Annotated in this window: 11 protein-coding genes and 1 pseudogene; 6 read left to right on the plus strand and 6 right to left on the minus strand. The window is 38.8% G+C overall.

What is annotated here, in order from left to right:
* Window positions 1–27: 27 nt before the first annotated feature.
* From CDZ88_RS07375 to CDZ88_RS07385, 3 genes are all read left to right on the plus strand, one after another.
* Window positions 28–294 (plus strand): hypothetical protein, encoded by a 267-nt coding sequence (locus tag CDZ88_RS07375; protein WP_100372925.1) that lies wholly within the window; start codon window positions 28–30, stop codon window positions 292–294.
* Between the two features lie 117 nt (window positions 295–411).
* Window positions 412–2,004 carry an ABC-F family ATP-binding cassette domain-containing protein gene (locus CDZ88_RS07380; RefSeq protein WP_100372926.1) on the plus strand — a complete coding sequence of 531 codons (1,593 nt, stop codon included), beginning with the start codon at window positions 412–414 and terminating at the stop codon, window positions 2,002–2,004.
* Between the two features lie 176 nt (window positions 2,005–2,180).
* Window positions 2,181–3,095, plus strand: a complete 915-nt coding sequence (locus CDZ88_RS07385) for a DMT family transporter (RefSeq protein ID WP_100372927.1) — start codon at window positions 2,181–2,183, stop codon at window positions 3,093–3,095.
* A gap of 12 nt (window positions 3,096–3,107) precedes the next feature.
* Here CDZ88_RS07385 and CDZ88_RS07390 read toward each other — a convergent pair whose 3' ends face one another.
* The 3 genes from CDZ88_RS07390 to CDZ88_RS07400 all read right to left on the minus strand — a co-directional run bounded on the left by CDZ88_RS07390 (window position 3,108) and on the right by CDZ88_RS07400 (window position 4,311).
* Complete coding sequence (locus CDZ88_RS07390; RefSeq protein WP_100372928.1) at window positions 3,108–3,293, minus strand: DUF3970 family protein; 186 nt, start codon at window positions 3,291–3,293, stop codon at window positions 3,108–3,110.
* 70 nt (window positions 3,294–3,363) lie between these two features.
* The gene (locus tag CDZ88_RS07395; protein ID WP_100372929.1) at window positions 3,364–3,978 is read right to left on the minus strand and encodes a DedA family protein; all 615 of its coding nucleotides are present in this window, start codon (window positions 3,976–3,978) and stop codon (window positions 3,364–3,366) included.
* A 132-nt stretch (window positions 3,979–4,110) separates the two neighbouring features.
* Window positions 4,111–4,311, minus strand: a complete 201-nt coding sequence (locus tag CDZ88_RS07400; RefSeq protein ID WP_100372930.1) for a DUF6501 family protein — start codon at window positions 4,309–4,311, stop codon at window positions 4,111–4,113.
* 271 nt (window positions 4,312–4,582) lie between these two features.
* On the opposite strand from CDZ88_RS07400, the gene CDZ88_RS07405 reads away from it, so the two are divergent.
* On the plus strand, window positions 4,583–6,079 hold the full coding sequence (locus CDZ88_RS07405) for a BCCT family transporter (protein ID WP_100374635.1): 1,497 nt from the start codon (window positions 4,583–4,585) through the stop codon (window positions 6,077–6,079).
* A gap of 50 nt (window positions 6,080–6,129) precedes the next feature.
* Here CDZ88_RS07405 and odhB read toward each other — a convergent pair whose 3' ends face one another.
* Entirely contained in the window at window positions 6,130–7,371 is a 1,242-nt protein-coding gene (odhB, locus tag CDZ88_RS07410) for a 2-oxoglutarate dehydrogenase complex dihydrolipoyllysine-residue succinyltransferase (protein ID WP_100372931.1), read from the minus strand.
* Between the two features lie 16 nt (window positions 7,372–7,387).
* Window positions 7,388–10,237 (minus strand): 2-oxoglutarate dehydrogenase E1 component, encoded by a 2,850-nt coding sequence (locus CDZ88_RS07415; protein ID WP_100372932.1) that lies wholly within the window; start codon window positions 10,235–10,237, stop codon window positions 7,388–7,390.
* A gap of 311 nt (window positions 10,238–10,548) precedes the next feature.
* Here CDZ88_RS07415 and CDZ88_RS07420 point away from each other — a divergent pair, with 311 nt between their 5' ends.
* Both CDZ88_RS07420 and CDZ88_RS07425 read left to right on the plus strand, forming a co-directional pair.
* Window positions 10,549–11,133: a hypothetical protein gene (locus CDZ88_RS07420; protein WP_100372933.1), complete on the plus strand. Its 585-nt coding sequence runs from the start codon at window positions 10,549–10,551 to the stop codon at window positions 11,131–11,133.
* A 126-nt stretch (window positions 11,134–11,259) separates the two neighbouring features.
* Window positions 11,260–11,870, plus strand: a pseudogene (locus CDZ88_RS07425) (YeeE/YedE thiosulfate transporter family protein); the annotation flags it as partial.
* A 233-nt stretch (window positions 11,871–12,103) separates the two neighbouring features.
* Here CDZ88_RS07425 and CDZ88_RS07430 read toward each other — a convergent pair.
* Window positions 12,104–12,643 (minus strand): DUF3231 family protein, encoded by a 540-nt coding sequence (locus CDZ88_RS07430; protein ID WP_232718594.1) that lies wholly within the window; start codon window positions 12,641–12,643, stop codon window positions 12,104–12,106.
* Window positions 12,644–12,653 lie beyond the last annotated feature (10 nt).

A 12,653-nucleotide genomic window follows, 5' to 3' on the forward strand; every position in this document is an offset into this window, starting at 1 on the left:
AACACTAAAAAGGAAGGTGTAGACGATATGAACTTTACCTTAAAACAAAAAAACACAATTGGTTTACTTGTCGTTGCATTAATCTATTTAGCACCCCTTCTCATCATGATGATGACTCGTGATACCTTTTTACACTCTGTGGAACGTTTTCCACTCGACTTTTCATTATACTTTGCTATCTTGCTTGGAGCAATTATCGTTAATTACTCCCTCAAATCTATGAAATTTTTAACAATTGTTATGCTTGCTGCTGGTGCAGGACTTGCTGTGTACGCATACTACTACATTTTTTAATCTATTTTAGTCATTTAAAAAGATGTTTTTTTGTTGAATATGCTCTTGGTGGTATCCTATGACTGTCTAGAATGGTATAATTCATAAGATATAATGACATTGGAGGCATCAAGCTACATGATTACAGTAACAAACGTTGGTCTACAATATGGTGACCGTAAATTATTTGATGAAGTGAATATTAAGTTTACACCAGGAAATTGTTATGGATTGATCGGTGCAAACGGAGCTGGTAAATCTACATTTTTGAAAATCTTATCAGGTGAAATCGAGCCACAACAGGGCGATGTTCACATGAAGCCAGGTCAACGCCTAGCTGTGTTAAAACAAAACCACTTCGAATATGAAGAATACGAAGTCATGCAAACCGTTATTATGGGACATGCTCGTTTATATGAAGTGATGCAAGAAAAAGACGCCATCTACATGAAAGAAAATTTCTCAGATGAAGATGGGATGAAAGCTGCCGAACTAGAAGGTGAATTCGCAGAACTAAATGGTTGGGAAGCAGAGTCAGAAGCTGCGATCTTATTAAAAGGTCTTGGCATTTTAGAAGATCTTCATTCAAAGAAGATGGCTGATTTATCTGGTAGTGAAAAAGTAAAAGTACTCCTTGCTCAAACTCTATTCGGTGAGCCTGATGTTCTTTTACTCGATGAGCCTACAAACCATCTTGACATCCAAGCGATTCAATGGTTAGAAGAATTCTTAATTAATTTTGAGAACACAGTCATTGTCGTATCCCATGACCGTTACTTCTTAAATAAAGTTTGTACGCATATTGCCGATCTTGATTTTGGTAAGCTTCAAATTTACGTTGGTAACTACGACTTCTGGTACGAGTCAAGTCAATTAGCTTTAAAAATGGCTCAAGACCAAAACAAGAAAAAAGAAGAAAAAATTAAAGAACTACAAAGCTTTGTTGCTCGCTTTAGTGCGAATGCATCTAAGTCTAAACAGGCAACATCTCGTAAAAAATCTCTTGAGAAAATTTCATTAGACGATATCAAACCATCATCAAGAAAATACCCTTACGTTCACTTCCAACCAGAACGTGAAGTTGGAAATGAATTATTACGCGTAGATGGGCTTACGAAAATCATTGATGGAGAAACAGTATTAGACAATGTGAGCTTCACAATGAATAAAGATGACAAAATTGCCGTCGTTGGTAACAACGAAGCGGCAAAAACGGTACTCTTTAAGATTTTAGCTGGTGAAATGGAACCTGATAGTGGATCATACAAATGGGGCGTAACGACCTCTCAAGCCTACTTCCCTAAAGATAACTCTGAGTACTTTGAAGGCTGTCAATTAAGTATCGTTGATTGGTTACGTCAATTCTCACCTCAAGATGATAGTGACACGTTCTTACGTGGATTCTTAGGACGTATGTTATTCTCTGGTGAAGAAGTATTGAAAAAAGCAAACGTCTTATCCGGTGGAGAAAAAGTACGTTGTATGCTTTCAAAAATGATGTTAAGTGGTGCGAATATTCTCTTATTAGACGAACCGACTAACCACTTAGATTTAGAATCCATTACAGCAGTCAACAATGGTCTTATTGCCTTTAAAGGCTCCATGATCTTCTCTTCTCATGATCATCAGTTCAACGAGTCTATTGCTAACCGCATTATTGAGTTAACAAATGATGGTATGACAGACAAACAAATGACGTATAATGAATTTCTTGAATACAAAAAAGGTTAATTTTTGTACCGCTAGCTAATGCTAGCGGTATTTTTTGATTAATTATTCTCTAGCATAAGAGAAATTCCATTAAACATCATTAATTTCCTTTTATTTTTACGATTTTTTTAGATCGCTTCCATGTGTGGTTGAACATGATAAAATGATAAAATATTATAGGTTCAGGAGGGGTGTGTATGTCGACACGGGAGGCATATCTTTCAGCAATTTTTGGTGCTGCGCTTTGGGGATCCATTGGCTTATTTGTCCAGCCATTGTATGAATATGGTTTTACAGCTTGGGAAGTTGTCGCGATACGAGCCATCTTCACTGCTTTATTACTCGTATCTGTTTTAGCACTCTTTAATCGTAAGCTGCTGAAAATTAAATTGCGTGATCTCCCCTTGTTTATCGGATCAGGAATCATTAGTATTGTCTTTTTTAATTGGTGCTTTTTCATCGTAATAGAACAATCAACTTTATCTCTAGCCGTTGTCTTATTATACACTGGTCCTTTATTTGTTACGATTCTATCAAGGATTTTCTTTAAAGAAATGTTCACCAAAAATAAACTAATCGCAGTAGCTCTAACGTTAATTGGATGTGGGTTCGTCGTCGGTCTCTTGCCTGCTTTTCATACATCGATTACCCCTCGTCTATTGTTGATCGGAGTTGGTTCAGGCTTTTTTTACGCATTGTATAGTATTTTTGCTAAAGTTAGTTCCACACGGTATTCTAGTTTAACGATTACAACTTATTCTTTTCTTTGTGCTGCACTCTTTATGATTCCGACTTCCGCCTTATGGAACAAATCCACTCTGTTTACTCAACTAGAGATTAGTAGCTTATCACTAGGGTTAGCGTTATTCCCTACTGTTCTTGCCTATTATTTTTATACAAAAGGCTTAGCAATAATCGAATCAAGTCGTGCTGCGATTATGTCAACCATTGAACCAGTAGTCGCTATTTCGATCGGATTCTTTGTTTTTAGTGATCGCTTAACTTTTTGGCAGTGGCTTGGGGTGACAGCCGTTGTGTTATCAATCTTTCTCATCTCGAGACCTGAAAAAGCTAAACCCATGCAAAAAAATACACCTTCACAAGCCATGTGAGGTGTATTTTTCTTATACTTTCTTCTGAACATCTAGATATTGAATGAGTTCTTTGCTTGTTCTGTATTTGGGGTTATTTGTTCTTTTTGAATCCCTCACATCCGATGTGTAGGTCACTTGATAGTCTGCTAGTGTTTCTAGCGACTTCACGAATGCGTCAAGTTCTTGTTGATCTCTTCCACTAATACGTACTCTCATCGTTCCCCCCTCCTCTCATATCCGAATGTAATGATAACGAAAGAAAGAGTTATTGGCAACAAAAATAAAATTATTCTTTTACCTGTTGTTCAATGCGCCTTGCACGTCTCACTTTTACATACTGAAACAAAATGACGATGACAGTAACAGCAGCGAGCATGTAGATGAGATGTTGAATAAATGTATTCCAGTCATTAATTGTACGACCATAATAAAATCCAATCCAATAATAAATATTCATCCATACTAGTGCAGAACTAAACCCAATGAAAGAAAACTTCCGATAAGAAATCGATGAAAGACCAACACTAAATGGGACAGCATGCCGAATGAAAGGAAAAAAATAACTAAAGGAAGCTGCTTTTAGACCGTAACGATCCAATAATTCTTTTCCTTTGTCTGCACGCTTTTTCCAGATCGAAGTTTCCACTTTTAAAGACATCGGTTTTCTTCCGACATAATGACCGATCATATATAAACTCGTTCCATGAAAGAGAATACTAGAGAAAATAACCATCATACCAAATACGGGATCTATATAAGGTGTTGTCGCTAGCAAGCCGCCACTCATTAGGAGAACTTCATTAGGAACGGGGAAAAAAAATAAACCAATTGCAAATACAAGAAACAATGCAATATATCCGTGGCTCTGTATAAAGCCAATTATATCATACATTATTCCCATGCTCTCCTCCTTTTCGTGCGTATTCGTATCCTTTGTTAGTACTTTAATAGTACACGAATATTGATGCGCTGGCAAAGACTATCCCTTAAATTAGAACTATTATAAACAAAAAAAGACAGTACAGAGACTGTCTTAGTTTTTAAAATATTCTTTATAATACCCACCAATTTTACCAGTATTATCTACAACAAAATAAAATTCATCTGTCTCGTTTTTCAACTCGTATGACTTTCCTTTTGTTAGCGCACGATCAACCATGTATTTCTTTGCATCTGTATGTACACACTCTATTGTGCGAATCGTTTCTTTTTCTAGCCATGTTTGATGGATCATTTTAACCACTCCTTTCCCTCTATTATAAATAGATTCTTATTTAGAGGCAAATTAAATCCTCCATTTGAGGTGAGATGCTTTGCATGTATAGTTTTTACTTTTTATTACAACCCTACAAATATATTCTAGATCAACCTGACAACGCTTACTAAACTTAAAATTCCGTTCATTACTAGATCATTTTACTCACATTTTTATTTGTGTTAGGGTAATAAAGTTCTAATTTCAGATGGTGTAATTATTAGGAGGTTTCACTTTGGATAAAAAATCAATGGACTGGCCAGTTTTTATTGGTAGTGGTGGTGCGTTAATCATATTTGTTATCGCATCGATCATCTCAGCAGATGGGGTGGCAAGCTTTGTAGACGCTACTTTTAGTTGGTCAGCAACTTATTTCGGAGCGTTTTGGCAAGTCTTCATGCTTCTCACGTTTCTCATTGCTTTAGCACTTATGATTTCTAAGTATGGATCAATTAAGTTAGGTCGATCCGATAAACCTGAAACAACAACATTTAAATGGATCGCGATGATCATGTGTACGTTGCTTGCAGGTGGTGGTGTATTCTGGGCGGCAGCTGAACCGATTTATCACTTCTTAGAAACTCCACCTATGTATGACGTTGCACCGGGCATTGAAGCGACGATTGTTCCTGCTCTTGCTCAATCCTTTTTAGATTGGGGATTTTCTGCGTGGGCCATTCTTGGTACATTGGGTGTTGTCGTGCTCATGTATGGTTACTCAAAAGGGTTACCACTTAAACCGCGTACCTTACTCTATCCACTTGTCGGAAAGAAAATTATGAAAAAAAACAGTGTTCTCGGGGCTCTTGTAGATATCTTCTCAATCATTGCAGTTGCCGCTGGAACAATCGGTCCCATCGGATTTTTAGGTCTACAAGCAGCTTACGGACTAGATTCGTTATTTGGAGTTCCAAATACGTTCATCACACAACTTGTTATTATTTTTGGACTCGTTGCGATTGCTGCTGTATCTGCTGTGACTGGTATTCATCAAGGTATTGAATGGCTTAGTAAATTCAATATCCTGTTTACAATCGTTCTAGTGATCATCGTTTTGATCGTCGGTCCAGCAGGATTTATTGTAGATGCATTTGTTGGCACATATGGTGTTTACATTCGAGATTATTTCGAATTAAGTCTCTATCGTGGAGATACAGGCTGGCTATCTTATTGGACAATTTTCTTCTGGGGTTGGTTTATTGGGTACGGGCCGATGATGGCCATCTTCATTAGTCGTATTTCACACGGGCGTACATTACGTGAGTTATTCCTAGCCGTCATTATTATTGCTCCACTTGTAACAAATTTCTGGTTTACGGTCGTTGGTGGTTCGGGGATTTTCTTCGAATTACAAAATCCCGGATCTGTTAGTGAACCGTTATTTGACGCAGGGCTCCCAGCTTCAATGATAGCGATTGTCACGCAATTACCATTTGGTTATATTATCGCTGCAGCATTTCTTCTTGTAACGATCGTGTTTGTTGCAACGACAACCGATTCTATGTCTTATACAATTTCAATGACAGTAACAGGAAGTAGCACACCAGCAAAATCTGTTCGTGTATTCTGGGCTCTTGCTATGGGTGCTGTAGCTGCTGTTCTTCTCTATCTAGAAGAAGGAAGTATTAACGCATTGCAATCCTTCATCGTCTTTACCGCTGTACCTGTCTCTCTAATTATGCTACCTACTTTGTGGCTCGCACCTAAAGTAGCGAAACAAATGGCGAAAGACCAAGGTATTAAATAATAATAAGAAAGCAGCCCAACACTGGAGTGATAGGCTGCTTTTTTTTGCTATTAACCTTCTAGTAACAATTGTTCTGGATCTTCTAAAAGCTCTTTCACTTTTACAAGGAAACTTACCGCTTCTTTTCCATCAACAATACGGTGGTCATAAGAAAGCGCAATGTACATCATTGGACGGTTTTCAAAGCGCTCTTGATCAATAGCAACCGGACGCCATTGAACTTTATGCATACCTAGAATCCCCACTTGTGGTGCATTTAAGATTGGTGTTGACCATAAAGATCCGAATACCCCACCATTTGTAATCGTAAATGTTCCACCTTGTAGATCAGAGATTGAAAGCTTGTTGTCACGAGCTTTCTTACCGAGTGAGCCAATTTCACGCTCAATACCAGCAAAACCTAAACGGTCAGCATCACGCACAACCGGTACGACTAACCCTTCATCCGTTGATACCGCTACACCAATATCATAGAATTTCTTCATTAGAATTTCATCGCCTTGAATCTCTGCATTTAGTAATGGGAATTCTTTAAGCGCGCCGATGACCGCCTTAGTGAAGAATGACATAAAGCCAAGCTTCACACCATTTTTATCTAAGAAAGCGTCTTTACGGCGCTTACGTAAATCCATCACTTCTGTCATGTCTACTTCATTAAACGTCGTTAACATTGCTGCTGTTTGTTGTGATTCAACAAGACGCTTGGCAATGGTTTGACGACGACGTGACATTTTGACACGTTCAACTGGCTTGCCTGCTTGCTCATCCGCACTCACCGCTGGTTTTTTCTCAACTTTTGGTGCCGCTTGCTTAGCTGCTGGCTTCGTTTCATGTGTTTCAACATCTTGTCTACGAATACGGCCAGTTGGATCATTTGTTTGAATATTGTTTAAGCTAATTCCTTTTTCGCGAGCAAGTTTACGAGCAGCAGGTGAAGCTAGCGGACGATCTGTGCTTGGTGCGCTCTCTGTAGCTACTTCTTTTGCTGCGGATTCTTCTTTTTTCGGCTCTTCTTTTGCTACAGGTGCAGATTCTTCAGATGAAGTAGATGCCTCTCCACTCTCATCGATGACAGCAATCACTTCACCAACTTCTACTGTATCGCCTGGCTCTTTTTTGAATTCCTTAATCACACCAGAATATTCAGCTGTAATTTCTACATTTACTTTGTCGGTTTCAAGTTCAGCAATGTATTCTCCCTGGTTTACTTGTTCACCAACTTGTTTTAACCATTGTGCAATCGTTCCTTCTGTAATCGATTCAGCTAGTTCCGGTACTTTAATTTCAATCACGGCGATGGCCTCCTTATTATTTGCGAGTCAATGATTCTGTGATGATACGATCTTGTTCTTTTTTATGTGCAATTGGATCACCTTCAGCAGGACTCGAACGATGTGTACGTCCAATGTAAGCAACAGTTGCGCCTTCAGGTGTGATATCACGTATGCGTGACTCCATAAACGGCCATGCACCCATATTTTTAGGCTCTTCTTGAACCCAGACAATTTCTTTTAAGTTTGAATATCTAGCAAATAGATCGCGAATTTGTCTTTTAGGGAATGGATATAGTTCTTCTACTCTAGCAATGTGTAACCAATCCCAGTCTTGATCGGATGCTTTTATTACACGGTCAGATAAATCGATGGCAACCTTACCGCTACATAGAACAATACGCTCCACTTTTTCCGTCGCTTCGCCTAGACCTACTTGCTCAAAGACAGGTTTAAACTCACCTTCTGTAAACTCTTCGTGTGTCGAAGCTACGACTTGATTACGTAACAAACTCTTAGGTGTCATAATAATTAACGGACGAACAGAATCCTTCTCTAAGATAGCAGCTTGACGTCGTAAAATATGGAAGTATTGAGCCGCTGACGTACAATTAGCAATCGTCCAGTTATTCTCAGCTGCAAGTACTAAGAAACGTTCTACACGTCCACTCGAATGCTCTGGTCCCTGACCTTCATAGCCATGAGGCAGTAAGCAAACAAGACCTGACTTTTGTCCCCATTTCGCACGACCAGCAGATACCCATTGATCAAAGATTACTTGAGCACCATTTGCAAAATCTCCAAATTGCGCTTCCCATAATACTAATGTTTCCGGTGAGAAGACGTTATACCCATATTCAAACCCTACAACAGCCATTTCAGATAACGGACTATTATGAACTGAGAAAGATGCATTTGCTTTCTCAAAGGTATGAAGAGGTGTGTGTGTCTCATTTGTTTCACGGTCATGCAACACTAAGTGACGGTGAGCAAATGTTCCACGCTCTGAATCTTGACCAGATAGTCTGATCGGTGTCCCATCATGTAGAATCGTTGCAAAAGCAAGCGTTTCAGCTAGAGCCCAATCTACTTTACCATCACCATCAAATGCTTGTTCACGACGTTTTAGAATTTTAGCCAATTTTTCATTTGGTTTAAACTCTTCTGGCCAATCAAGAAGATCTTCGTTGATAGATGTTAACGTTTCAAGTTCAACAGATGTCTTGACTTTAGGTAAACCATTCACAACGAAATCAGGTGTAACGATTTCTTTTGCCTTATTCGTTTTGTTTCCTGCTACAGCATCATACTGAGACTGTAAATATTCTTGCGCTTCTTTATCTAACTCGTCTCCATATGTAGGTTCAATTACTGAGTTAGCGACTAGTTGGTCTGCATATAACGCACGAACGGTTGGATGCTTTCTAATCTTAGTATACACACCTGGTTGAGTCACAGCAGGCTCATCCATTTCGTTATGACCGAAACGGCGGTAACCAATTAAATCAATTAAGAAATCTTTCTTAAAACGCTTACGATATTGGAAAGCTAAATGCATTGCTGCAAAACAGGCTTCTGGATCATCTGCGTTCACGTGAACAATTGGAATTTCAAATCCCTTAGCTGGGTCACTTGCATATGTAGTAGAACGAGAATCATAGGTTTCTGTTGTGAAGCCGATATTATTGTTAGCAATAATATGTAGAGACCCACCCGTTTGATACCCTTTTAAGCGACTTAAATTTAATGTTTCCGTCACAATCCCTTGACCTGGAAATGCAGCATCTCCGTGAATTAAAATCGAGTATGCTTTTGAAACAGATTGTTCAGGTTCACCCTTTTTCGTACGTACTTCCTGAGCAGCACGTGCAAAGCCTTCTACAATTGGACTAACGAATTCAAGATGACTAGGATTATTTGCAAGGGAAACAGTTGCTTCGACTGTGTTCTCATCTTTAATTTGACGGTCTGCACCTAGGTGATACTTTACATCCCCGGTCCAACCATAATTAATTCCCTTCGAACCTTCTGATGGCACTAAATCTTTATTAGGTGCATGTAAAAACTCAGAGAAAATCATTTTGTACGGTTTACTTAATGTGTGCGCTAAGACGTTCAAGCGACCACGATGTGCCATACCAATCATGACATGTTCCGTTCCTTCATGGACCGACTCACGTACCACCTCATCAAGCATTGGAACCATAATATCGAGACCTTCAATAGAGAATCGTTTCTGGCCAACGAACGTGCGATGAATGAATTTTTCAAAGCCTTCTACTTGTGTCAACCGTTTAAGTAATGCGACTTTTTGTTGTTTAGAAAGATTCGGTAAGTATAAACCAGACTCGACCATCTTGTTTAACCAGAGTCGTTCTTCCTCATCTTGAACATGGTTGAACTCAAAAGAAATCGTCTTCGTATAGACGTTCTTTAAATGCTCAATCGCTTCGAGACCATTTTTTACATGAGATGGTGCATCTGGACAGATAAGATCAACCGGTACTTGTTTTAAGTCCTCTTCACTTAAATCATAGCGAGTCCTATCGGTAAGCTTTGAATTTTTTATATCTTTATGAATCGGGTGAACGTCGGCAGCTAAATGCCCCTTCATTCTAATCATATCGGCTAATTTAACAGCTCCGACAAACTTCCTCATCATGTCCGCTCCGACAGATTGATTGGCTGATGGAGCCTTTGGCGATTGAAGAGATTCTATTTGAGTAGAAGATGGCGGTGGACCCCATTGATCAAACAATTCGCGTAGGTCTTCCTCTACAGCTTCTGGGTCTTTCGTATATTCTTCATATAGCTCAATGGCGACGCCAAGGTTAGGACCATGAAATCCTTGCCAAGGCTCTTGGGGTTTGTGCTCCTTGCTGGACATGTGACAAAAACCTCCTAGTAACTTTTAAGTCGTCTAAGATTTCACTTCTCTTATCGACTGGAAATTGTAACGCTTTCATTACCATTTTAACATGATTGTCACAATTGCTCAAAGGTTATCTGTAAGCTTTCATAGATTTGTTAAGCCTGTTAGAATGATTGAGAGTGACTATTGTAAAAAAGCGGAAGCAAAAAAAATTGCCTCAATGCTTTCTGTTACTAAAAAGTGTAAAACTTTTTATTCAGAAAATCTAGTTATTTTGAAAAGATTTTCTGAGTTTTTTATCTTATTTTGTAAAAAGGACGTTTTTTATGGTTAATTTCGACAAAATCAACCGACAATTACTGACAAATGCCTGTTTAACTTGTCAAGATCCACATTTCCAGAGACCAACCGATAAGATGCCTCATGTTGGTTGCTGTTCTTACAGCCCTATATTCTCTCTTTTTGAACTTCATAAGATCGTTATGAAAGATTCAAGTTTCTTTTTCCACCTATTGAATGACGAAAATTCACATTTAAATGCCTATGATATTCGAGTGAATGCTTGGATTCATCCTGAGTATACCACTTATCAGGATAGATCTCTTTCGAAAATGGAGAAAGAAGATGTAAAAATCTCCTATTCAATCTGTCGTTTTTTTGAAGAAGGAACTGGATGCACTCTCTCCCCTACTTTTAAAAACGCTACCTGTCGTTCATTTATTTGTACGACTGTCGAGGATTCGCTTGACCAAAGCCATAAGAATCAATTCTTTAGTTGGGTGAAAACGATCCAAACCGAAGCTTATTCCTTTCATAAAGAACATCGAGAACATCTTGAAAATAGAAAAATAGATCTTATTCATAATCCTCAAGCTGTCTTTGACTATCTCAAAAGTATAGAAGTATATTGATTGTCTTCATCATATACAAAAACACTCCATTCCTTAGTTAAATTGAAGTGTTTTCTTGACGATTAAATCGCATTCCTTTACTATATTAATATCCTATTAAACAACTAAGAATAAGAGGTGTTTTTATTGGGCTTACAAACAAAGTCAGCGGATCTTGACGTACGCTCGCTTGAACATCCTTCCTTGCCACCAATTAAGACAACTTTTTTGGCTTTAGGAATTTCGGCAGCTGCACTATTAAGTATTGCAACATTCGCCATAGCTGATCTAAGCTTATTGATTCAGTTATGGATTGGTTTATTACTTGGCTATACATTATTCCATGCACGATTCGAATTCACTTCTGCGTTTCGCAAATTGATGTCCGTCGGTAACGGCGAAGGCCTGCGAGCACATATGCTAATGCTTGAGACTCTTTGCTCCGATCCTTGCATATGGAGCTAGCTTTTTCGGTCATGAGCCAACTGGATTTGTTTCACCTGTTGGAGTGAGTTTACTGGTTGGATCCTTTGTATTTGGAATAGGTATGAAGCTTGGGGGGATGTGCTTCAGGTGCACTTTATGCTGTCGGTGGCGGACGTTCATCGATGTTTAATACGTTATTTGGTTTCATTGTCGGTTCAGTCATCGGGGCAGCTTATTTTGATTTTTGGATGAATGACACTCCAAGTCTTCCGGCGATCTCTCTTGCTACAGACACTGGATTAGGATATGCCTGCGCTTGGTTTCTTCAATTAGCCTTCACCTTCACGGTTGGGTATGGGCTATTATGGCTTTACTAGGCACCTATGTCGCCCTTTACTTCCGTCCACTCTTTGGCTTGTCCGTACCCAAGCCAACTGATTCAAGTTGTTAAAAATTTCTCGCATAAAATGAAAACCGCACACCCTTCGCGCTAGCAAAGGGTGTGCGGTTTTCTTTGGCTAGACTATATACCTGTACACATATAAAGGGGTTAAAATAACCTCTTCTATTCTCCTTTATTCACATGTAAAGGTGGAGGAATTAACCAGCCTTTTTCTTTATTAAGTTTGAGTACTTTTGCACCGAACTGTGCTTTTGCTGTGTGGAATTGTCCATACATCATGCCAATATCTTCTCGAATTGATTGCCCTATCGCTTGACTACATGCAACTAAACCTGCAGCAGTATCCTTTGAAAGGGTAGCACCGATTTCGGGATCTGTGAATCTTGCTCCTACGGGAATGTCTTCTAATTTAGCATCTGGACGATCTGCCGGAGCTGGGGGAAGCCCAATACCATTTGTTTTTAATAATTCTTGAAGTTGCTTGTTTTCATTTTCTAGACCAGTGATACCTTCTTTTAATAACTTTTTCAAATCTCCATCCCCTGCATGGTTAAAGAGGGTTTGATAGCCTGATATCATTCCATTATTACCTAGAATACTTGACCAAACACTAAAAATTTCTCCAAAGTGCATAGGTTCATCTTGAGAATTCCCACTTAAAATACCCATAAAAACACTCCTTGTAAGTTTTTGTATATTCATGATTTACCTC

Origin of the sequence: Bacillus sp. FJAT-45037 (assembly GCF_002797325.1) — a bacterium.
Lineage (GTDB): Bacteria > Bacillota > Bacilli > Bacillales > Bacillaceae_D > Alkalihalophilus.

What these genes read in the sequence shown, in the direction of transcription:
- CDZ88_RS07375 (WP_100372925.1), top strand. Translation starts at nt 28, where the DNA reads ATGAACTTTACCTTAAAACAAAAAAACACAATTGGTTTACTTGTCGTT.
- CDZ88_RS07380 (WP_100372926.1), top strand. Translation starts at nt 412, where the DNA reads ATGATTACAGTAACAAACGTTGGTCTACAATATGGTGACCGTAAATTA.
- CDZ88_RS07385 (WP_100372927.1), top strand. Translation starts at nt 2,181, where the DNA reads ATGTCGACACGGGAGGCATATCTTTCAGCAATTTTTGGTGCTGCGCTT.
- CDZ88_RS07390 (WP_100372928.1), bottom strand. Translation starts at nt 3,293, where the DNA reads ATGAGAGTACGTATTAGTGGAAGAGATCAACAAGAACTTGACGCATTC.
- CDZ88_RS07395 (WP_100372929.1), bottom strand. Translation starts at nt 3,978, where the DNA reads ATGGGAATAATGTATGATATAATTGGCTTTATACAGAGCCACGGATAT.
- CDZ88_RS07400 (WP_100372930.1), bottom strand. Translation starts at nt 4,311, where the DNA reads ATGATCCATCAAACATGGCTAGAAAAAGAAACGATTCGCACAATAGAG.
- CDZ88_RS07405 (WP_100374635.1), top strand. Translation starts at nt 4,583, where the DNA reads ATGGACTGGCCAGTTTTTATTGGTAGTGGTGGTGCGTTAATCATATTT.
- CDZ88_RS07415 (WP_100372932.1), bottom strand. Translation starts at nt 10,237, where the DNA reads ATGTCCAGCAAGGAGCACAAACCCCAAGAGCCTTGGCAAGGATTTCAT.
- CDZ88_RS07420 (WP_100372933.1), top strand. Translation starts at nt 10,549, where the DNA reads ATGGTTAATTTCGACAAAATCAACCGACAATTACTGACAAATGCCTGT.
- CDZ88_RS07430 (WP_232718594.1), bottom strand. Translation starts at nt 12,643, where the DNA reads ATGAATATACAAAAACTTACAAGGAGTGTTTTTATGGGTATTTTAAGT.